Here is a 21,741-nt window from a genome sequence, read left to right on the forward strand (position 1 = left end):
CGAGTTAGAGATACTACCTATAGGCAGCACAAAAAAAACACCCCTCCTGCAAAATCCATGCAAGAGAGGTGCTTCCTCATTAACCGTACTATGCTGTTGCCCATATCATACCACAATGGTAAAATTCGTCAATCCCTTAATGACCTACTTATTCAATGCCAACTTGGCAAGCGCCAGCGAACCACACAGCCCTGCATTGTCGCCAAGTCCTGGTGAAACAACATACTGGTCAATGTCGGATTGAAGTGCCGGATGCTGAACGTATCCCGCCAGCAACTCCTGCAGTTTGCTACGAACCATCGGGAACAGATGCTCCTGCTTCATTACTCCGCCACCCATGACAATTTTCTGCGGAGAGAGAATCAGAACATAGTTCATCAGTGCATGTGCCAGGTAATGCGCTTCGATCTCCCAAGCTTTATGATCTGCAGGCAGTTCATAAGCCGGTTGCTCCCAACGTTTGTTAATGGCCGGTCCTGCTGCAAGGCCTTCGAGGCAGTCACCATGATACGGACAGAAACCCTCGTATGTATCCTCAGGATGTCTGCGTACAATGATATGTCCCATCTCTGGATGTGACAATCCATGGACCATTTTACCGCCAACCACAGCACCTGCACCAATACCTGTACCCACAGTGATATACAGACAGCTCTCAAGACCTTGTGCAGCGCCCCAGGTTGCTTCTCCAAGTGCCGCACCATTCACATCCGTATCAAATGTCATCGGCACATCAAAATGCTCCTTGAGCTTGCCAATCACGTTATACTGTCCCCAATGTGGTTTTGGTGTTGTTGTGATATATCCATATGTCGGGCTTCCTTCAATCGGATCAATCGGACCGAATGAACCTACACCCAGAGCTTCAATGCCTTTGCCTTCAAAAAATGAAATCACTTGAGCCATTGTCTCTTCCGGTGTTGTTGTTGGAAAACTTACGCGTTCCAAAACTTCTCCGTTTTCTGTGCCAATACCACATACAAATTTGGTTCCGCCTGCTTCAATTGCGCCTAAGATCGTCATGTTAGTCACACTCCCAAGTTAGTTTAAAAAGGAATTCGGATTACTTTACTTGATGACACTATAATTACCCTGCTACTTGTTCTCCAGCTTGGACAATCGTTTCATTAACGTTTGCCTCCAGCTGTCTGACAGCGCAGGAATGGCCAGCAACGCCTGAATACCTTCGACATTTTCTTTCTCCTGATGCATGATTCGATTGGCTTCAAGAACCGTCATTGATGCAGGATCGGTGCTGATCCGTCGAAATATCGATGAAGGGCCTACCTCACCTTCTTGCAGTACACGAAAGTAAAAGCCGGTATATCCACTCTCCTGAAAATAAACAGGCAGCTCCTTATAGTCATACCTCGCACCCAGCTTGAAGCAAGGTTGTCTGGGCTGACTGACCTGCACTGTGGCTTCGCCCAACTCGTAAACATCACCAATCCGGACGTCTTCTTCGGCACAGCCTTCAACCGTCAGATTTTCTCCACAAGCTCCCCAATCCAGCTTGCGATCCATCAGTTGTTCCAGCGCCGGATAACGACTGTAATCGTATACACAAACGGCTTTGTCAGGCCCACCATGATGCACCAGATCCGCCTGCGCATCCCCTGTCATTCCAGTGAATGACAGGAAAACCGCGTCGGATACAGGATGTTTCACAATGCCGCTCAGCACTTCACGCTTCTGCCCAGGGAGCGGCTGCGGCAGTCCTACATTAATGGCCAGAACAGCTGTATTGCCCTCCCCTGGCTTTCGATCAGATGTGAGTGTCATTTGCGTCATACCTCCCATAATCACTTTCTTTTAACGCACAGAGCCGCCAAATACGAGTGTATTACTCAAAAGCCGGCCTGGAGAAGTCAGCATTTTGCCCCCGGCATACATACCCGAGGAAGCACCGCCATCCAGATTCATGGCCTGTTTGGCACCAAGCTTCTGCATCACCGCTGCCCACTCCTTGATTGTTGCTCCGGAAACAGTAGCCAGCATTACGGAACCATCCGCCATGATGGCGATACCACTTCTGGCTCCGGAAGCATTAAGAATCTTGGCATCCTTGAAACCTTCGCTCGTCGGATTGACAGCTACCTTGCCGTCTTTCACCAGACGGGGTCCTGCTCCCACGGCAGTCACTACATCTTGCCAAGGGATCTCTTTGCCTGCTGCATTCGTATACTTATAATTCATTTCTACGGTTGAACCAACGGTGAAACGATCCGAAGAGGACTTTTGGTTACCTGTGAAAACCAGTACCGAGCCATTCTTAGGAATCGCTACATTGGTATTGGGCACTTTTTTGGTCACGATACCTTTCTCCATGACAACCGCAGTGCCACCTTTGAACCCGACTGTGGCACCTCGTTCAGGGGTATACAGCATCGTAATGCTTGCGTTCGCTGAAGGTGTTCGATTAATAAAGGTTGCATACCAACTCCGTGATTTACCTTTTGTATCCGTTACTTTACCTGTCAAACTCACCTGAAGTGAATCCATGATCGCCGAGCCGTCTTCCTTAAATCCGATGGATGTCCCGTATCTTCCAATATGTATGACCTTACCATTTGCTATTAACATGCCATATGGATCTGGTGCTCCGTTGTATGCTTCAAAAAATGCTCCGTTAATGGCTGCTTGTGCACCATAGGCTTTCACAATCGATGGCAATGTTGCCGTCTGGCCAACTTGCTTCTTCGCGAGTCCCACGGTAACCGGTGTTCCCTTCGGAATCGAAACGGTCTGTACGGTAAAATTACGCCCTGCTGCTTTTACTTTCTGTACTTTGGTGCTAATTGCTGCTTTGGCATCCACTGTCTGTGGTGCACTTACTGCTCCCGAAAGAATTACGGGCAAGGCCAGGACGAGGGCCATAGCCCCTGTCCACCACTTTTTGCCTGTTCGTACGTTCTTCATGTTGCTCACCCTATTGCCACTCCCATCCAAGAGCCAAGGCTCTTCATCTCAAGTTGTTCAAACTTGTCCATCACCATATCCGGATCAAGACGCAATTCACAGATATCCAGCGCACAGGCAACCGGAACAGCACAATGAATCTCTGCCAGTTTGCGGGACAGATGAAGCATGTCCAGATCGTTCTCAATCTTGTTACGCACCGAAGGGGTCAGTTTATCCATGTTGCTCAAAATCCCTTCAATGGAGCCGTATTCCTGTACAAGCTTCAACGCTGTTTTCTCACCAATTCCCCGCACTCCGGGATAATTGTCGCTGGCATCTCCCATCAGACCCTTCATGTCAATCACTTGACGAGGTGTAAGTTGTTTCTCTGCCATGAGCGTTTCAGGATTATACACCATGTAGTTGCCATGGCCTTTTTTCATAATAATGATACTCGTGCGGTCATTGATCAGTTGCAACATGTCGTGGTCACCCGTCAGTACCATAACATTCATATCTGTCTCTTCGGTATAATACTTCGCAAGCGTCCCGATACAATCGTCGGCTTCGAATCCTTGTGCACCTATATTCGGAATACCCAGGCTATCCATCACTTCACGAATCAGGGCAAACTGGGGAATCAGGTCATCCGGAGCTTCGGCCCGGTTGCCTTTGTAGGCTGCATATTCTTCACCGCGGAACGTCTTACCGCCCATATCCCAACAACACACGACATGACTTGGTCCAAAAGTCTGAACCGCATCCCAGAAATAACGGATAAATCCGTAGACTGCGTTGGTAGGCAATCCTGCCTTTGTACGTCTGATATATCCGCTTGCAGATGTCGCATAAAAAGCACGGAACAACACCGCCATACCGTCTACCAGCAACAAAGTAGGTTCATTACGTTGATTCACTTGAATTTGTTCTCTCCTATCTAAATCTAGCATATAAAATACGAAACTAATTCTATCATTATAGCATAGTTCCGCCAACCATCGTTCAGCCAAAAAAGCCCTGAATTTTGAACAATTCAAGGCTGATATTCAGCGTGTTTATGCGTTGTTCCATTCCTGCTCGTACGTTTCTTCCTTGAATCCAACCGTCACCTTTTCTCCATCCGTAACGATCGGACGTTTGATCAGCCGACCATTGGAAGCCAACAAACAAATCTGTTCATCAGCGGACATGCCCGGAAGCTTGTCCTTCAATTGTTGTTCTTTGTACACTTCCCCGCTCGTATTAAAGAACTTTTTCACTTCCAGTCCACTCTTTTGGATGAGTTCTGTTAGTTCAGATTCTGATGGCGGTGAGTCAAAAATAGGGATTAACTCCAGCTCATGTCCTTGCGCTTCAAGCCATTTTACAGCTTTGCGGCATGTGCCGCATTTGGCATACTGATATACTTTTAAGTTGCTCATTTATTTACCTCCAAATGCTCCGGTTTCGTGTGGCTCCGGTCTCGACTTCTCGCTTCCCTTGGTTTGCTTCGCAAATCCAAAAGTCGCTCCAAATCGATACCATCGCCATGTAATTTTACTGATTTTTTGCGAATATGTTCAAAACACACATTCGCTATATTTTTTGGGTCAAAGTCTTACAGCTTTTATATCCTTAAAAGCTTTTGGGATTTGAATTCATGAAATATTTAACATGAAATGGGTAAACATCAATACATTAAACCATAAAGATTAGCCTACGGCATACTGTTCGGGTGCAGGAAGCATCCCTCACAATGGAATAGCTTACTAGCGTTGAAACTTAAGCAGAACGGGCCTAGCAGGATGGACCGTACAAAAAACTACGACACCTACTACACAGAGGGCGTATCTAAGGAAATCTAAGAGCCTCGTTGCAGGCTTCCTACAGTTCTTCTCTTGGAGCTGCCTCATCATTCAAACGATTCTCTAGCGCGGCCATATCTGCTGGCAAAGGGGCATGGAACGTCATGCGTTCCTGTAGAATTGGATGCTCAAACGTCAATTCGCAGGCGTGTAAGGCTTGACGTTCGATCCAGCTGTCCCGTACTTCCCGGACAGCCATGGTCTGCTCATCGATCTCGTGGACAGGTAGTGTCTTGTACATTCGATCACCGATTAATGGACAGCCGATGGACGTCATATGTACCCTGATCTGATGGGTTCTGCCACTTTCCAGCTTGAGACTTATCGCACTGGCGCTGCCTTCTGCCCAGCGTGTTAAGGTTGTGTACAGCGTTCTTGCAGCGTAGCCATCAGGTGTAACGATTCGGCGGTGTGGCTCTTCAGGATCGCGATCAATCGGGCCATCTACTGACCCCTGTTCGGGGACAGGGCTGCCGTGCACAAGTGCAATATATTTCTTATCCACTGTTCCTGCAATCATCTGTTCGGACACATGCTGATGCACATAAGGGTTCTTGGCTATGGCCAGCACACCTGACGTTTCCTGATCAAGTCGATGAATCGGTCTGAACCGGAAGCGCTCGCCCTTGGATTTCCAGTAATGGACAACGCCATTTGCCAAAGTACCCGTGTAATGTCCATGTGTCGGATGAACGATGATGCCCGCATCCTTGTTGACAATAAGCAAGTGCTCATCTTCATACAGAACGGTAAAGGGAATAGGTTCAGGCAAAATATCATCCGATTCCTCTTGCTCCATCCGAACTTCAACGACATCACCCGCAGCTACCTTGACGCTAATGCACACGCGCTCTCCATTAAGCATGACACCTTGCTCAGTCAGCTTAATTTTAGACAAAAGCTTACGCGACACCAGCAACCGGCGCTGAAGCACGGTCTTCAGCAGCCAGCCATCTTCTTGTTCGGTCACCGTGTAGACAATCGGCGAATAATATTGGCTCATTCTTTGCGGCGGAAGACTTTTTTGCTCCGCACATATTCAATATCCGCCACCTGTTGTCTCGCGTTGGCCGTCCGTGCGACCACGAAGAAGTAATCAGACAGTCGGTTTAGATACCGTCGTACAGACGGATTAATATCTGTATGTTGTCCAAGTGTTACCGTGCGACGCTCTGCGCGACGACATACAGTACGGCACACATGAAGAGCAGAAGACAGCTGACTGCCACCTGGAATAAGGAATCGTTCCACTTTTGGATTCTCTGCATCATACTGGTCGATCCATTGTTCCAAACGTGTGACCATTTCATCTCTCACCTTATATTTGGTCTCACTTATCTTCACAAAGGCCAGATCCGACCCGCAATCAAACAGTTCCTGCTGAACTTCCAGCAGATGCTCACGCAGATCTTCAAATTTCCCTTGAGCAGAGTCAATAAGGCTGATCGCCTGGCCTACAAAACAGTTTAACTCATCAATCGTGCCATAAGCCTCAACTCGGTCATCATCCTTGATGACGCGTCCACCGATGACCGAAGTCTGTCCTTCGTCACCTGTTCGTGTATATATGCCCATCGTTATCCCTCCAATTGGTAATATAATAATGAATACGGGAATGCCATTTTTTCAGAAACCCGTCTATCGCTTTACACGTATATAAGAATTGGTGTGCTCTGCCGAGTATACGACAAATCGAAGGAAACCAAAAGTAAAGGAGACGATTATGCAAAACTGGATAACCGATTTCATGGAACAATACGGCTACATAGGCATTGCACTCATTATTGCTCTTGAGAACGTATTTCCCCCGATTCCATCCGAAATCATCTTGCCGTTTGGCGGATTCATGACCACCTATACCAGTCTCACTCTTCCAGGAGTTATTATCGCCGCAACTATTGGCTCCGTCCTTGGTGCTGTTCTCCTGTATGGTATTGGACTACTCATTGACGTCGAACGCCTTGAGAAAATTGTGGAACGCTGGGGACATGTTCTGCGCATTAAAAAAGAGGATATCCACCGTGTCGATGCATGGTTTGACAAATATGGCATGTGGACCGTATTATTCTGCCGAATGGTTCCCCTCGTCCGTAGTCTTATCTCCATTCCCGCAGGCATGTCCAATATGAAATTTGGTTTATTCCTTCTCTTTACAACCATTGGTACATTGATCTGGAATGTCATTCTGGTCTGCGTTGGTGCTGCGCTTGGCGCATCATGGGAGAGTATTTTGCACTTTATGGACGTCTATTCCATTGTAGTGTATGTCATTCTCGCCATCATTGTCATCGGATGTATCATCTGGTGGATCAGACGTAGCAAAAAGCAGAAATCAAAAGAATAAATAAATAAATAAATAAAGCCTCCTCGCCACCAATTCGTGGTTAAGGAGGCTTCTTTATGTCACCCGTTTATGTCATCTCGCTATCGTTCATCTTCATTTCGCATGCCCTGACTCTTAAGATCGATAGCCAGACCAGATACAAGCATGTACATCTTTTCAGCATGTATCTGCAGCATCCGGTTAACCGAAGCCATTCTCGCTGTAAATATTCGTTCTTCTTCGGTAGGATGCAATGTGCCATGCATTTCATTGGTAATCACAAGCAACTTCCCCTGATAAGACAATAAAGCATCAAGCAAAAGCTGTGTCTCTGAACGCTGATGATCCAGATCCTCTGTTGCCCTGAAACCGGCAGCCATCCAGGAGGTCAGACTGTCTACAATTACAATTCGCTGATCCGCCAAAAACAGATTGGATTCCCGATTAATCTGGGTGATCACCTCTGTCAGATGCTGACCGTTCCCGGCATGAATGGCACGATAATGAGCGGATGGCAATTCGGGAATAACGGGATCATGATCACCGGTGGATAAATATACACCCTCCCGGCTAATTCCGGCTGCGTACTTGAGGGCAAACCGGGTTTTACCACTACCTATGCCGCCTGTGACCGTAATCAGCAATCCGCTTCCCTCCTTCCATAGCCATTCTGAATTTTCTTTACTCTGTCAGCGCCTTCAGCACTTTTTTGGATTCTTCGACATTGGAAGATGACACTGGAATGGTGGCGAACAAATTGCTCGCAGCATATTCTACATCTTTAAACATTTTCATATCCTCGAGTGGAATGCCGTAAAGATGTGATTCTTGCTTGAGATCTGAACCTCCATCTCCTTCACCTTGCTCCACTAAGACCCCACCTTCAAACACACCACGTTCATACTTCTTGGGATCAAAGGTATCATCCAGCGGAACATTGGAACCATTACTTCCGTATTGTTTCATGTCGGATTCAGGCAATATGAAGATATCATGTCCCCCAGCCGCGTACTCTACCATAATTTTCTGAACATCATACATCGCACTGGTGATCACTTCCACCTTGGGCTCCTCGCCAAGTTTCTGTTGCAGATTGGCCTGCAACTGCTCCGAGATCACAGATGGATTTCCTTGGTTATCAATGATAAAAACGGAAAATCCATCCTTACCCCCACAACCAGCCAACAAAAAAATAACAGAAATGATCGCAGTAAGCCCCCAAAATCTCTTCATTCCAGTTCCCCCTTTAGTCTCCTATGTCCAATATATCACAATTGTTCCACGCAAAAAAAGAAGACCCTCTCAGGTCTCCCTTTCGAATTCGATTAATGAAACGTTTCACTCCAGCATAAACGTTATTTTCCTTTAATCGGGTTAGCCTTCATATATTCATTAATCTTTAAATCCAGCAAACTGCTGATTTCAATTACAATATCGGATGTGAATGATTTCTCTTCGAGGAAGATCTGTTCCATCTTGAGACGAAGCATATGAATTTCATCTTCCAAGGAAATGTCATGCAAAGATGCGTTATCGGGTTTCACCGACCATCGGTCGCCATGATCGCCTTCTGCCAGATAGTGCCCACGATTCGTCGGTAAATCATATTCAACACAAAACAAAGCTAACCCCTCCTTGGAAAAATGGTTTCCAAATTTATGAAAACTTATTTCAAATTGAAATTATATCACATTATTTTGTAAAAGAAAGTTATTTTTTCCCAATAATAAAAATGTCACATTTGTAAAAAGATTCTACTTTAGTATTAACCCTCTTTTTGCAGTTTGTAAACAAAGTTTCCGATTCGTTCCAAAGCTTCATTTAATTGGGTTACAGAAGTAGCATAAGAACAACGCAAGAAGCCTTCACCCTGAGGACCAAAAACATTGCCCGGAACAGCAGCCACTTTATTCTCCGTTAACAATCGCTCAGCAAACAGGTCGGAACTCATGCCTGTCTTTTGAATACTCGGGAATGCATAGAATGCTCCCTGAGGTTCGTGACAGTCAAGTCCAATATCTCGGAATCCCTGCACAATCAAACGTCTGCGTTGATTATACGATTCTACCATCCGGTCTTTCTCACCCAATCCATTCGTCAATGCCTCAAGTGCAGCAACCTGGCCCATGGCCGGCGCACACATTACCGTATACTGATGGATTTTAAGCATGGCTGCAATAAGTTCAGGGTGACCACACATATACCCAATCCGCCAGCCTGTCATTGCAAAAGCTTTGGAAAATCCGCTTACGAGAATGGTCCGCTCCTTCATATCAGGAGTAGCAGCAAAGCTGACATGCTTTTGCGTATAGGTCAATTCAGCATATATTTCATCCGCAATCACGATCAGATCATGCTTTTTGATCACTTCAGCAATCGGCAGCCACTCTTCATAGGTCATGATGGCCCCTGTTGGATTACTCGGATAACACAGAATAACCACTTTCGACTTCGGTGTGATGCCAGCTTCAAGAGCTTCGGCCGTTAACTTGAACTGATCTTTCGCGTAGGTTTCAACACCAACCGGTATACCGCCACCGATTGAAGCAATTGGTGAATAGGCCACGTACGAAGGTTCAGGAATGAGAATCTCGTCGCCAGGTACGATTAATGCTCGCAAAGCCAAGTCAATCGCTTCACTGCCCCCCACGGTAACAATAATCTCATCCTTGGGATCGTATTTGGTATCAAACTGAGTATCCAGATATTCACTGATGGCTTCTCTCAACTTCGGCATACCTGCGTTGGATGTGTAGCTGGTCATACCTCTTTCCAGCGAGTATACACAAGCTTCACGCATATGCCAAGGTGTAACAAAATCAGGTTCACCCACACCCAATGTGATAATATCCTTGTTGTCTCCAACCAGATCAAAAAATTTGCGAATTCCGGATGGAGGTATCTGCTGCACGAGGGGTGCCAGATAAGATGTCATTTTCTTGTTGTTCCCGGTTGTCTGTTCATTCACTATCATGACACATCTTCCTTTACGGCGAGATCATGAGACGGTTGTCTTCCTGATGGTCTTCAAAGATAATCCCGTCCTGTTTATATTTTTTAAGAATAAAATTCGTTTTGGTTGAAAGTACAGAGTCTATCGGAGAAAGTTTCTCCGACACAAAATTAGCGACTTCACGCAGGTTGCCACCTTCCACTTCAACGAGCAGATCGTATGCACCAGACATGAGATATACGGACTTCACTTGCGGATAGAGATAAATGCGTTCGGCAATCCCTTCAAAACCACGACCACGCTCCGGCGTGATCTGCACCTCAATCAGGGCCGTTACTTTCTCATCATCTATTTTACTCCAGTTCACGACGGTTGCGTATTTTACGATGACGTGGTCTTGTTCTAGCTGTGCCACGGCGTTCTTAATCTTGTCTTCCGACTCCCCCAGCAGCGTCGACAGCAGTGCGGGAGTCCTTCTCGCGTCTTCCTTCAGCAGATCCAGAACTTTTAATTGCAGATCGTTCAAATCTTTCATGGTTTTCCCTCCAGCATCATCCAGGTTCCTGAAAATGAATTAATACTTATATTACATGAATTTGACGTTGATGCATAGACAAAAGACCGCCTGCCCTGAATTCAGGCAAGCGGTGGTATGGTCCTTTACCGTTAGTGCTTCAAACCTCTTTTGCAAAGGTTACATGTAATAAGGGTTACCGTAATTCGGTTGATGCTGAGGCACATTGGGAGCTTGGCTATATGAACTGTTCTGCGTGTTCTTTTCTTGAATGAATTGCTGACACTTCTGTTGGGTCTGGTGTGCAGACTGGATTTGTTTGTCCACATCCTGACGAAGTGCCTTGGATGAAGCGGAATACATGTTGTTTTGTTGCATCAGGTTGAACAGTTCACCTTGCAGTCTTAATGTATCGTTCGTTAAATCATTGAACATTCTCCGGGTCGTGGGGCAGGAAGATTCAGTAGTTGCCGTTGTATATTCACGTGATGTTCGTCTTAAATCTGCAAGAATCGACTTCAACAAATCTTGCTCTTGCATAAAATTCCCACCAGATGACAAAGATTGAGTGTACACTTATTTTCCTCCTATGCTTTGAAATAACTTGTCATGTTTTGAGCTTTACTGTGATTGCGCCGGTGCAAGAGATTGATGTTGCTGTAACGTATTGACAAGAGTATTCAGATGCTGTTCATGTGAGCGAACATAATGATTCAGCGCCTGTTGAATTTGCGGATTATGTGTGATGGAGGCTGTAGCTGCACATTGTTTGATTAACATTTCCTCATTGGAAATTGAATCCGCAATATAGTTCAGTTCCTTGGGGCTCAGTGCTTGCATTTGTGAGTTTTGCATGTATGTCTGACCTCCTTAATCTAAAGTTATTGCGAATTTATTGTTACCCTAACCTGAAAAAGTATACTTCAACTACATCCAACAGAGGTGATCAATTATGGAACTTATTAACGGAGAAACATTTTGGCCAACTACCTTTGCTTCCCCTCCCCATTATCCTGTTTTACAAGAAAACCTGTCCTGTGAATGTCTAATCATCGGTGGTGGAATGGGAGGCGCGTTGTCTGCGAAGCTTTTGACGGATCAGGGAATTGACACCGTTGTTATTGACAAAAGAGATATCGGTCATGGCAGCAGCATGGCAAATACGGGCCTGCTCCAATATGCAAATGACAAAACGCTCACCTCTTGTATCCAGACATTTGGGGAAGAAACCGGTGTTCGATTCTACGAATTATGCCGGGATGCCATGCACCATCTTGAAAGAATTTCATCGAAGCTTGAGATTGATCCTTGGTTTGTGCCTCGCACAAGTCTGTATTGTGCGAGTCATGAGGAAGATGTAACGTTGCTGGAGGAAGAATATCGTAACCTGAAACATTATGGATTTGATGTGGAGCTGTGGGATCAGGAAAAAATAAGTGCACTGTTCCCGTTCAGCAAACTTGCTGCACTATACACAAGCGGGGATGCTGAGGTTAATCCATATCGATTGGTTCACTCGCTATTCCACTCAGCCTCACGTCAAGGAGCAAGAGTCTATGCTCATAGTGAATTCACCCATTGTGATTATGATGAAAATGGCGTCCTATGTTACACACCTCATGGCACTGTACGTGCCAAACATGTTATTTTCTCAACAGGCTATGAAACACAAGAAATTAAAAAGGACAGAGGAGCATACCTTCAAAGCACATATGCTATCGCTACCAAGCCACTACAGGATCTGAGCAGCTGGCATAAACAATGCATGATATGGGAGACCGAACGACCTTATCTATATATGCGCACAACTCCAGACGGAAGAATTATTGCAGGTGGACTTGATGAGAATCGTCCTCGAGAAGAACAACGGGCTATCAAGGCGGTTCATAAAGGTGAGATTTTGCTTCATAAGATTGCTGAGTATTTCCCATTACCAGATCTCGAAATCGATTACGCTTGGGAAGCTGTCTTTGGAAGCACCCATGATGGTCTTCCGTTAATCGGTCCACACCCAGACTATCCGAATTCTTACTTTGTTGAAGGGTATGGAGGCAACGGTACCGTATATAGTATGATTGCTGCCTCCCTGATTGTGGATGCCATTACGGGCAACCCAAACCCCGATATGGATCTGTTCTCACTCACACGTACAAGTAAGCCATCTCCTGTATAACCAACAACTGAACCAATAAAACTACAAACAGGGTACAGCACACGGAAAGTTCTCTTTCCCGCCGCTGTACCCTGTTTGTATATTGGGAAACCTGCTAAGCCGAAGGCTCTTGCCCCTCCGTTCGGTTCAATAACTTGCGCATAAAGATCCATCCAATTAGCGGAGAAGCACCTAGGACAATAATAAGCCAGGTTAACATGCGTAGAGACGGAGCATTTAAGACAGTCACAATAAATATGACCAACCCACATAGTCTGCCAAGCATCAGGCATAACTCTCTCAAAACGACAAGTTCAACCCTTTTCTCCACATTTTCGCCACTTGTGCCCATCATGTCGAATCCCGCTGATATCATCGGCAGTACATATAACGGCATCGCAACAGCACTCCCAATCCCCATGATTAACAGCGTTCCATAGGTCACTTTCCAGAGGAGAGGAAGAAGCACAACGAGCAGAATGAGGGCTCCGATGAACATGCCTCTTGATCTATACTGTGGTTTGAACCATTTCCCGGCTGCCCAATAACTTACTAGTGCCACAGCTGAAGTGATGAGTGAGAACTGCCCCAATTTGTACTCCTGTGCGGTAGCCAAATATACAAGCAGTGCAATCAGGAAGGCAAAGACTCCTTCACGGGCACCCTGAGCGAATAAACCCAAGCCTAAGGTCCTCCAGGGACTATCCCGCTTGGATAGCTGAATCCAAGGTTCTGACCAGCGGTATGTACCGCTCACCTTTCTTTTTTTCAGAAAAAAACTGAAAACTACCGCTATGACATAAATAACGAGTGATACCGTGAAGATGAGCCGATATCCTGTGTTGTCTGTCATGCGAGTAATAATCAGACCGGAGAACCACGGACCTATAATTCCGGTCATCGAACCAAGTAACCCAACCCAGCCATTGAATAGATCCCTGTTTTCCCGATCTGTTATTTCAAAATACACAACATTAAATGCAATCCAGAATAGCCCCAGGGAACAACCCAGTAGTATACCCAGAGGCCATATCCAGTCTACAGCTCTGGAACCAGCCCAGAGGACTATCATATAAAATATGCCGGACAGCGCAGTACCTAATCGTAGTGCACTCATTTTATTATGTTCCTTGACCCATTTGCCAGCAAGCCAGAATGTCAGTCCAATGGCCAGTTGCTGGCTGAGAATGAACCACCCCAACATGGCATAATCCGGACGGCTTTTCCACAGAAACACATTCAAAAAGGTTCCCGACAGCGCTCCGGCTAACGCAAACAATCCATTCACGCCCAAAAGCAGAATGGATTGTCGGCCTAAAGTAATCTTCATCTGCTCCTCCTTCATCCACCTGAAGTGAACTGTGCACAGGTAGGTCTTAGGGTTAACGTGCCCTAAGCAAGAGGAAAACATGATAAATCTTCAGGATTGTTATGAAATTGGTTAGAATCTCCGAAATGTTTATTCCTGCGAACTCAGGTTCTTAATCAGACGCAGACGATCTTCCTCAGACAGACTGTATTGAACTTGGAAACATCCGGAGCATACATAGGTCAATACTTTAAACGGTGGTGACAGTAGTGATCCTTCGCCTGAAGCTGCGTTAGCTACTGGCATGAAGTTATCCTGCGTTGCAGCTTGCGTACCTGCGAGAATCATGAATTCCCGGCAATTCGGGCACTCCGGCACTTCTTCCTGATGATCAAGCTGCTTCTGGACACCTTGTTCATACTGAATGAGGTCATTACCTTCATCCGCATATTTGGTCAACGTTCGCAACTCCGGCAATTTGAGTTCAACTTCATCCCCCCACAGATCTGAAAGATCCGTAGTCTGCTCCTCATCCTTTACATCATCCACATCATAGATGTCGTCCTCAGCTTCATCGTTCTCTTCGTCACCGATGTTAATGTTGAGCGTTCGATATCCCTTTAATTCATTGTGGCAGTATGGACACTCTTCTTCAGGACCGAGTTCCTCATCCCATACAATTTCCGTGTGACACCAAGGGCATATTGTTGTTTCCATATTGAATCAACCTCTCTCTTCAAATCATCATGTATTCATTATATAGATCACACCGATGGCAAAAAACACGATCGATGCCGCAAACAGAATCCGTATCAATATCTTCATGACCGGTCCCCCTAGATAATGCTCGCGCCAATAACAAATGACAGCGAGACTGAAATAATCATGGATATCAATCCGACAGCTCGGTTATCCGCTTCGATCTCCTTGTCAATGGAGAACACGGGTGTCAGGAATTCGAACAAAAAATAGGCAATGAGCAGAAGGATAAACCCTACAAATGACCACGTCATGGCTTCATACACCGAAGATTTCGCTTGTATGCAGAACCGCAATACGTTGCAGATCCCGAAGATCTTGCCTCCTGTAGCCATCGCAACAGCCACATTGCCCTTCTTGATCTCCGTCCAGCATTTATACTTGGTCACCAGTTCGAAGCAAGCCAGAAATACAAGCAGCTCCATAATCGCTACCGAGAAAAAACCGAGTACCATCCCCAAGGGATGAGACAGCAATTGGTCAATGCTTTCTATCACGCACCGTTCCCCTCTCCCCATCTGCGACCTTCATGAATAAGGTCGCAGAATATCATTGATTCATGGACCGGCTATTCCAATTCTGCAACGGTCACACCGTTCCCGCCTTCTCCGTAATTGCCCAGCCGGTAGCTTTTAATATGTTTATGCTTACGCAGGTAATCCTGAATACCGGAACGTAAAATTCCTGTACCTTTACCATGAATAATATAAACTTGGCCCAGGTTGGCAAGGAAAGCTTCATCAATGAACCGATCTGTCTCCATCAGGGCTTCTTCCAGGTTGGTACCACGCAGATCCAATTCACTTTTCACATTGTCATCACGTGTACGTTTCATACCCGTTACCGGTTTTTGTTTCGGTTTGGCTGCGGGAGCCGATTGCTGCAGTTCCAGGTCATCCAGGGATACTTTCATTTTCATAATCCCCAGTTGTACCATAGCGTCTTTGCTGCCCGACATCTCTACAACATGGCCTTTTTGATTCAAACTGTAGACAAGCACTTCATCACCAGGACCGATGGCACGAGTCTTCGGCGCGGTTGCCGTCTTCTTGACCGTTTTTCTGCGTTTCTCCGGTTCAGCCTCGTCCAGCTGTTTGCGGGCAGCAATGAGTTTGTGCTCCTTCACGGAAGCACCTTCTTCCATAGCCAACAGGCGAAGATCTGCTATAATCTTCTCCGCTTCAGCGCGAGCCTTGTCCACAATGCTGCGTGCATCTTCTTCTGCTTTTTCAATCCGGCGATCACGCTGCTGTTCCAGCTTCTCCAGTTCGGTCTGATGACGACTGCGTAATTTTTCCATATCCTGGCGCAAGCTCTCTGCCTTCTCACGCTCTTGTTCAGCCGTAAGACGGTTCTCTTCAAGAGAAGCAATCATGTGCTCAATCCGTTGATCCTCTTCCTTCACTTCGCCACGGGCGTAGTCGAGAATGTAACCCGGCAGTCCAAGTCGCTCTGCAATGGCAAATGCATTACTTCGTCCAGGTACACCCACCAGAAGGCGATAGGTTGGACTCAGTGTATTGATGTCAAATTCCATGCTGGCATTAATGACACCTTTACGCTCATATGCGTATGCTTTCAGTTCACTGTAGTGAGTGGTTGCAACCATGCGACATCCCGTCCGGTGCATATGCTCCAGCATGGAGATCGCCAGTGCAGAACCTTCAGCCGGGTCTGTCCCTGCTCCAAGTTCATCGAGCAATACCAAACTTTTCGGCGTCATGTTTTTCAGAATGCGAATGATGTTGGTCATATGACTGGAGAATGTACTCAGATTCTGCTCGATACTCTGCTCGTCCCCAATGTCTGCATAGATCGCATCAAATACACATAACTGACTGCCATCCTCAGCCGGAACAAATAAACCAGACATTGCCATCAGGCTCAGCAATCCAATCGTTTTGAGCGTTACCGTTTTACCACCCGTATTCGGACCTGTCACGATAATGGATGTGTAATCATTGCCCAGCTCGATGTCGATTGGAACCACGTTTTCGATCGCAATTAGTGGATGCCGACCTTTCTTGAGCTTCAGGAACCCGCGGTCATTCATGCGAGGCAATGTTGCTTTCAGTTCACGAGCCAAACGTGCTTTGGCAAAGATAAAATCGAGTGATCCCAGCAAGTCGACATCATACAACAACCACTCTCCCTGCTCACTGACAAGTGCCGTCAATTTCTGCAAAATAATTTCTATTTCGCGTTCTTCCCGAATCCGGGTTTCACGTAATTTGTTGTTCATGGCAACAATGGATTCCGGCTCAATGAACAATGTCGCACCCGAACCGGATTGATCGTGCACAATCCCGCCAAAGTACGAACGATATTCAGCTTTCACTGGGATAACAAAACGGTCTCCTCTGATGGTGATGAGCTGATCCTGAAGCATCTTGGATACGGTAGAGGATCGAATCATGGAATCGAGTTTTTCGCGAATCCGCGCTTCTCCGCCTCGCAGTTCACGACGAATCTGCGCCAACGTTACGCTTGCACTGTCGGCAACCTCTGCATTATCGTCAATACAGATTTTGATGGCATCCTCAAGCGTTTTTTGCTCTGACAGTTGATCACTGATATAGAACAAAGATTCGATGGGCTCATCTTCATGTAAAGTACCAATCTGACGTTTCAATCGCCGCGCCGCAAAGGTTGTATTGGATATTCCCAAAAGTTCGTGAGGGTTAAGTGTGCCTCCAATTTCAGCACGTTTGATGGAAGCCGTAATATCTACAATCCCCCCAAACGACGGTGAGCCTTTCAGGCGATCAAATGTGAAGGCTTCATCGGTTTGCTGCAGCAACCGCTTCACTTCTTCAAGTTCACTGCTTGGTTCAAGTTGCTCCGCTTTCTTTTTTCCCATGGTGGTCTGAGCAAAGCTAAGCAATGTATTTAAAATTTTGCGATATTCCAGTGTGTGTAAAATTTTCGTATCCAAGTGTACAACTCCTTCCAAACTATATCTGTATTATAACGAAAGAAACTTTCTTACGCTATTTAACGAATCCTTCCACACATAACTTCAACCATAGCACCACAAACTACAGGTGTCAGGATTGTGCAACCTCTCCATCCCCTTGGAGTTGCCCTGCTCAGTTCAATCCGAATAAAAGGAGGTAAACACCATGAATTTTCTGGGACATGTCGTGCGATTTATCATCGCTGCAATTGTATTAATGGTGGTTAGCTGGATCGTTCCCGGATTCGCCGTTGGTGGCTTCTGGAGCGCCCTGCTGCTTGCTCTCGTCATTGCCCTGCTCGGCTGGATCGTTGAAGGTATCTTCGGCAAAAGAGTCAACCCGTTTGGTCGCGGTATTGTCGGATTTATCGTTAGCGCACTGGTGATTTGGCTTGGGCAATATGTTGTAGATCATGTTGAAGTCAGCCTGCTCGGTGCCATTCTCGCTGCGTTGGTCATCGGGATTATCGATCTCTTCATCCCGGTATCCACCCCTTTTGATGCCGGACGAAGCTCCAAAAGTTAATCTCCACTTCAACTTAACGTCCCCATGAATTCTCCTAAACCTCTGAAGGCCCTGTGCCGGAAGGGGTTTATTTCATTCGGGCAGTACGCACGCTCTGCCGTACACGTTCAATTTTCAAAAAAACGACATACGTAGCGTGTACAGGCATCCACATATTGCGGTATGATGACTGGAGCAATCATTCAAATTTTATCCATATCACGCTTTAAGGAGGCACATGATGAAGAAAGGCATAACATGGCTTGCTGCCTGTATGTTAATTCTGGTCCTCACTGCATGTGGAGGGACGAAACAGTCCGCAGAATCTGGCAGCAATGGATCCGATGCTGATGCTGGAGTTACAGCCAGTGAAGAATTGGTCATCAAGGCGAGTAACTATGAATTCGATCAACCTGAGTACCATCTTAAAAAAGGCGTTCCAGTTAACATTGTTTATGAAAATGAAAACGGAAATCACGGTATCCTTGTGCCTGAGCTGAATCTTCAACTGGATACCAGAAATAGCTCCAAAGTCATAACCCCGGACAAGGTTGGTGAGTTTGAAATGTCCTGTTCCGTCTTCTGTGGTTCAGGACACAGCAGCATGATCTCCAAAATTATCGTTGAAGAATAGTATTCAAGACAAGGAGCCCCCGCAGCGACGGGAGCTCCTTCTTTAGTATAACAAATTGTACCAGAGTACGTTGCCCACGAGCCAGTTCTGCTACATTCATTCCGCTAGGTCTGGTCCTGTTCAATCAATTCAATCCATTCGTTATATTCCGTCTGCAATTTCGTATATTCATCATGCAACTGACGATATTCCGTGTTCAGCTGCTCTGCCTTCTCCTGCTCCATTTCACGTTCAACCTGTAACAAACGTAATTGATTGGCCGCTAGTTCGTAACGCTCCCCCATCTCAAGCAGTTCAGTTTCCATGATCTCTTTCTCTTGGGTCGCTTCTGTACGTAATTTGTCCAGCTGCTGTCGTTCTTGCTCCAGTCCCTCCAGCAACTCACTACTTGCCGCACTTTCTCTCTTCCAAACCGTTAGTTCATTCTCAAGTGCAGCCCAGCGTTCCTGCCAGGATTGTTCCTGAGCCGCCCATTCATCTGCACGGCGTTGCCATACCTGGTCGTTCTGCTCTGCTTGTTCAACGCTTGAGCGAAGTTCTTCTTCACGTCTTGTCAACTGCTCCAGACGGGATGCCAACTCAGTCTGTTTGGCTGACAGTTCTTCGTATTTGATCTGCCACTCCAACGCTTCTTCCTCAGTCTGGGCTAGCCGGCTCTCTTGCTCCGAGTAGCGCTCGGAAAGTTTAGCTGAAGACTGTCTCGCTTCTTCAAGCACGCTCACAATCTCTTGTTTCTCCTTGCTCAATTCATCCAGCTTGGAACTGTAATTCTCTTCCCGTTGTAATGCATCACTGTAATCATTACGAATTTGTTTATAGTTATCCTGAAGTCGGTTCAGCTCTTCCCGAACAACATTTAGCTCAACTTCAAGCTGATTGCGTTTCTCTTCCAAAAGCTCTGCATCCTTCTGGTATTGCACAGCCTCTTCATGGTTGAAGCGAGACTCTTCCTTCACCACGGACAATTCATCATGAAGGGATTGCACACCAGACTCCAACGTTTCATTTTGTTCAGCAACTTCAAGAATCTGATTCTCCAGGTCTCCAATCTCAGCCAATCGCTGCTCAGCAAGGTCCTTCCAGGACTGCTCACGTTCCGTAAGCGTGCCGATCTCATTCTGCAATGTACGCACCGCAGCATGAGCCTGTTCAAGCACTTTTTGCAGTCTGCGCTGTTCCTCTTCCGACTTCACTTCAGCCTCACGAAGCTTTTTGGCTTCCTGTTCAAGCTGTGCATGTTGCTCCTGAAGTTTGCGTAGCTGTGCTGTGAGAGAGGTTTCTCTATCCACAGTTTCATTATACTTCTGCTTCCATTGTTCCTGTGAATCACGGGATTGCTGGGCAGCCTGTTCCGTTTCACGCAGAAGCTCCTGCAACTGGGAACGGTCCTCTTTCAACTGCTCAAGTTGTTGCTCCAGTTCCGTAATTCGGCGAGTCTGAACTTCCTGCTCCTGTTTACGGACCCCATGCTCATGACGTAACGATTCCAATTGACCACGCTCGTGCTGAAGCTGCTGTTCTTGCTCTGCAACCATGTCCTGTGCACTGATGAGTTGGGTCATTACTTCTTCTAATTGCTCTTCGACATCTAATAGTCGAGTCTCCGCCTGTTTACGTTGTTCCTCAAGTTGCAGCTTGAGCTTGCCCCGTTCTTCTTGCAATAAGGCCTCTGCCGCCGCTTCGGCTGCTTTCGCCTGGGACGCTGCTGCTTCCTTGGCTTGCTGCAATTGTTCCTCGAGGGCTGCTTCTTTCTCCATCCATTCGAGTTCCAACTGCTCGGATAACGCCTTGAACTCCGCATTCAACTGATTTATCTCAGTCAGGCGCTTCTGCTCCGCTTGTTCCTGCAAGTCAGCCCGCTCCTGATTCGCTCGATCCGTCAGAGCCTGAGTCTGTTCCAGCGCTTTTTCTTCAGCCTGCTGGAGCCGAAGTTCCATCTGTTGCTTAAGTTCGTTATATTGCAGCGCTGCTTCTTCCTGAGCTTTCTTCAGGTTGTTCTCAGCCTGTTCCAATTCTAACAGAATAGCAGACTCGGCTTCTTCCTTGGCTGTCTGAACCTGCTGCGCAGCTTTGGCTTCAATCTGTTGACGTTCTGCAACGGCACGGCTTTCGGCTTCTTTTAATTGAGCTGCAGTCTTGTCCTGCAACTCTTTATATTGCGCCGCAGCTTTGGCCTGCGCCTGCTGCAATTCGGCTGCAGAACGGTTCTGAGCTTCTTTGAGCTGGGAAGCAGCCTGTGCCTGTGCATTTTTAAGCTGGTTAGACGCTTTCTCTTCCATTTCCTTCAACTGTTTCGTTCCCTTGGCTTCTGCTTCCTTCAGTTGTGCCGTCGCTTGAGCCTGCAATTTCTGCAATCGCTCCGTTGCTTGAGCGCGTTCTTGCTCCAGCAGCTTATTCAACTTGGCTATCTCTGAATTTTTGTCCGATTCGGACTTTTGCAACGCCTGCTCTGCTTCAATCTTCAGCTGTTTCAAATCAGCAAGAGCCTGGTCACGCCGTTCCAATTCTTGTTGATGTTCATTTTGTATGGCGTTTAACCGATTCAATTCGTTTCTCAGTTCTGTACGTTCTCCAGTGAGCATCTTCAGTTCATTACGGATTTCCTGAGTCTGAAGAGACTGTTCAGCCATATGTACAGCCGCCAGTACCGCAATACGCGGAGTATCCAGACGGGAATTTTGCTTGGAGATTGCGCCCATACGCTCATCTACCAGGTTAGCTACTTGTTTCATATAGTCGGCACTGCTGCCAACCAGTTTATAGGAAGTCCCGTAGATCTCTACGGTGACGCGTGTACGATCAGGTGTAGTCACAGTTGTGCCCTCCTTCAAGTCTGTATGTTGATTCTAAGCTGTAATCACAAAAAAGTCACATCGATCCTCTAATGCTAA

23 protein-coding genes are annotated in these 21,741 nt (G+C 46.5%); 4 read left to right on the forward strand and 19 right to left on the reverse strand.

What is annotated here, in order from left to right; all coding sequences use genetic code 11:
* Window positions 1-144: 144 nt before the first annotated feature.
* From FE296_RS09260 to FE296_RS09290, 7 genes are all read right to left on the reverse strand, one after another.
* Window positions 145-1,023, reverse strand: a complete 879-nt coding sequence (locus FE296_RS09260) for an ROK family protein (RefSeq protein WP_047842269.1) — start codon at window positions 1,021-1,023, stop codon at window positions 145-147.
* Window positions 1,024-1,095: 72 nt separating this feature from the next.
* Window positions 1,096-1,782: an MOSC domain-containing protein gene (locus FE296_RS09265; protein ID WP_150364807.1), complete on the reverse strand. Its 687-nt coding sequence runs from the start codon at window positions 1,780-1,782 to the stop codon at window positions 1,096-1,098.
* Window positions 1,783-1,812: 30 nt separating this feature from the next.
* Window positions 1,813-2,919 (reverse strand): phosphodiester glycosidase family protein, encoded by a 1,107-nt coding sequence (locus FE296_RS09270; RefSeq protein WP_301291341.1) that lies wholly within the window; start codon window positions 2,917-2,919, stop codon window positions 1,813-1,815.
* Between the two features lie 5 nt (window positions 2,920-2,924).
* On the reverse strand, window positions 2,925-3,818 hold the full coding sequence (locus tag FE296_RS09275) for a 5'-3' exonuclease (protein WP_017689620.1): 894 nt from the start codon (window positions 3,816-3,818) through the stop codon (window positions 2,925-2,927).
* A gap of 138 nt (window positions 3,819-3,956) precedes the next feature.
* Entirely contained in the window at window positions 3,957-4,322 is a 366-nt protein-coding gene (locus tag FE296_RS09280; protein WP_150364808.1) for an arsenate reductase family protein, read from the reverse strand.
* Window positions 4,323-4,764: 442 nt separating this feature from the next.
* Entirely contained in the window at window positions 4,765-5,748 is a 984-nt protein-coding gene (locus FE296_RS09285) for an RluA family pseudouridine synthase (RefSeq protein ID WP_150364809.1), read from the reverse strand.
* Window positions 5,745-6,320 carry a cob(I)yrinic acid a,c-diamide adenosyltransferase gene (locus FE296_RS09290; RefSeq protein ID WP_150364810.1) on the reverse strand — a complete coding sequence of 192 codons (576 nt, stop codon included), beginning with the start codon at window positions 6,318-6,320 and terminating at the stop codon, window positions 5,745-5,747. The genes FE296_RS09285 and FE296_RS09290 overlap by 4 nt, the downstream gene beginning before the upstream one ends.
* 148 nt (window positions 6,321-6,468) lie before the next feature.
* Here FE296_RS09290 and FE296_RS09295 point away from each other — a divergent pair, with 148 nt between their 5' ends.
* Window positions 6,469-7,089: a DedA family protein gene (locus FE296_RS09295; RefSeq protein ID WP_124113701.1), complete on the forward strand. Its 621-nt coding sequence runs from the start codon at window positions 6,469-6,471 to the stop codon at window positions 7,087-7,089.
* Window positions 7,090-7,169: 80 nt separating this feature from the next.
* Here FE296_RS09295 and FE296_RS09300 read toward each other — a convergent pair whose 3' ends face one another.
* The 7 genes from FE296_RS09300 to FE296_RS09330 all read right to left on the reverse strand — a co-directional run bounded on the left by FE296_RS09300 (window position 7,170) and on the right by FE296_RS09330 (window position 11,390).
* Complete coding sequence (locus tag FE296_RS09300) at window positions 7,170-7,712, reverse strand: bifunctional adenosylcobinamide kinase/adenosylcobinamide-phosphate guanylyltransferase (protein ID WP_076209196.1); 543 nt, start codon at window positions 7,710-7,712, stop codon at window positions 7,170-7,172.
* 37 nt (window positions 7,713-7,749) lie between these two features.
* Window positions 7,750-8,301, reverse strand: a complete 552-nt coding sequence (locus tag FE296_RS09305; protein ID WP_124113700.1) for a type 2 periplasmic-binding domain-containing protein — start codon at window positions 8,299-8,301, stop codon at window positions 7,750-7,752.
* A 122-nt stretch (window positions 8,302-8,423) separates the two neighbouring features.
* Window positions 8,424-8,645 carry an aspartyl-phosphate phosphatase Spo0E family protein gene (locus FE296_RS09310; RefSeq protein WP_190945119.1) on the reverse strand — a complete coding sequence of 74 codons (222 nt, stop codon included), beginning with the start codon at window positions 8,643-8,645 and terminating at the stop codon, window positions 8,424-8,426.
* A gap of 188 nt (window positions 8,646-8,833) precedes the next feature.
* Complete coding sequence (locus FE296_RS09315; RefSeq protein ID WP_150364811.1) at window positions 8,834-10,042, reverse strand: aminotransferase class I/II-fold pyridoxal phosphate-dependent enzyme; 1,209 nt, start codon at window positions 10,040-10,042, stop codon at window positions 8,834-8,836.
* Between the two features lie 13 nt (window positions 10,043-10,055).
* On the reverse strand, window positions 10,056-10,556 hold the full coding sequence (locus FE296_RS09320) for an Lrp/AsnC family transcriptional regulator (protein WP_024628343.1): 501 nt from the start codon (window positions 10,554-10,556) through the stop codon (window positions 10,056-10,058).
* A gap of 159 nt (window positions 10,557-10,715) precedes the next feature.
* Entirely contained in the window at window positions 10,716-11,111 is a 396-nt protein-coding gene (locus tag FE296_RS09325; protein ID WP_124113698.1) for a spore coat protein, read from the reverse strand.
* Window positions 11,112-11,156: 45 nt separating this feature from the next.
* Window positions 11,157-11,390, reverse strand: coding sequence for a hypothetical protein (locus FE296_RS09330; RefSeq protein WP_091032761.1), 234 nt, complete (start codon window positions 11,388-11,390; stop codon window positions 11,157-11,159).
* Between the two features lie 97 nt (window positions 11,391-11,487).
* On the opposite strand from FE296_RS09330, the gene FE296_RS09335 reads away from it, so the two are divergent.
* Window positions 11,488-12,708 (forward strand): NAD(P)/FAD-dependent oxidoreductase, encoded by a 1,221-nt coding sequence (locus FE296_RS09335; protein ID WP_150364812.1) that lies wholly within the window; start codon window positions 11,488-11,490, stop codon window positions 12,706-12,708.
* Between the two features lie 94 nt (window positions 12,709-12,802).
* On the opposite strand, the gene FE296_RS09340 is transcribed toward FE296_RS09335, so the two are convergent.
* The 4 genes from FE296_RS09340 to FE296_RS09355 all read right to left on the reverse strand — a co-directional run bounded on the left by FE296_RS09340 (window position 12,803) and on the right by FE296_RS09355 (window position 17,690).
* Complete coding sequence (locus FE296_RS09340; RefSeq protein ID WP_150364813.1) at window positions 12,803-14,017, reverse strand: MFS transporter; 1,215 nt, start codon at window positions 14,015-14,017, stop codon at window positions 12,803-12,805.
* Window positions 14,018-14,146: 129 nt separating this feature from the next.
* Window positions 14,147-14,713 carry a hypothetical protein gene (locus tag FE296_RS09345; protein ID WP_124113695.1) on the reverse strand — a complete coding sequence of 189 codons (567 nt, stop codon included), beginning with the start codon at window positions 14,711-14,713 and terminating at the stop codon, window positions 14,147-14,149.
* A gap of 119 nt (window positions 14,714-14,832) precedes the next feature.
* Window positions 14,833-15,252, reverse strand: a complete 420-nt coding sequence (locus FE296_RS09350; RefSeq protein ID WP_223868827.1) for a DUF350 domain-containing protein — start codon at window positions 15,250-15,252, stop codon at window positions 14,833-14,835.
* Between the two features lie 71 nt (window positions 15,253-15,323).
* A complete protein-coding gene (locus FE296_RS09355; RefSeq protein WP_124113694.1) occupies window positions 15,324-17,690 on the reverse strand; it encodes an endonuclease MutS2 in 2,367 nt (788 codons plus the stop codon).
* Between the two features lie 187 nt (window positions 17,691-17,877).
* Between FE296_RS09355 and FE296_RS09360 the strand changes: the two genes are divergently transcribed.
* Together FE296_RS09360 and FE296_RS09365 are read left to right on the forward strand one after the other, a co-directional pair.
* On the forward strand, window positions 17,878-18,237 hold the full coding sequence (locus FE296_RS09360) for a phage holin family protein (protein WP_017689637.1): 360 nt from the start codon (window positions 17,878-17,880) through the stop codon (window positions 18,235-18,237).
* A 220-nt stretch (window positions 18,238-18,457) separates the two neighbouring features.
* Window positions 18,458-18,850 (forward strand): cupredoxin domain-containing protein, encoded by a 393-nt coding sequence (locus tag FE296_RS09365; RefSeq protein WP_124113693.1) that lies wholly within the window; start codon window positions 18,458-18,460, stop codon window positions 18,848-18,850.
* A gap of 104 nt (window positions 18,851-18,954) precedes the next feature.
* Here FE296_RS09365 and FE296_RS09370 read toward each other — a convergent pair whose 3' ends face one another.
* Window positions 18,955-21,663 carry a cell division protein ZapA gene (locus FE296_RS09370; RefSeq protein ID WP_150364814.1) on the reverse strand — a complete coding sequence of 903 codons (2,709 nt, stop codon included), beginning with the start codon at window positions 21,661-21,663 and terminating at the stop codon, window positions 18,955-18,957.
* Window positions 21,664-21,741 lie beyond the last annotated feature (78 nt).

Origin of the sequence: Paenibacillus sp. UASWS1643 (assembly GCF_008693195.1) — a bacterium.
Lineage (GTDB): Bacteria > Bacillota > Bacilli > Paenibacillales > Paenibacillaceae > Paenibacillus > Paenibacillus amylolyticus_B.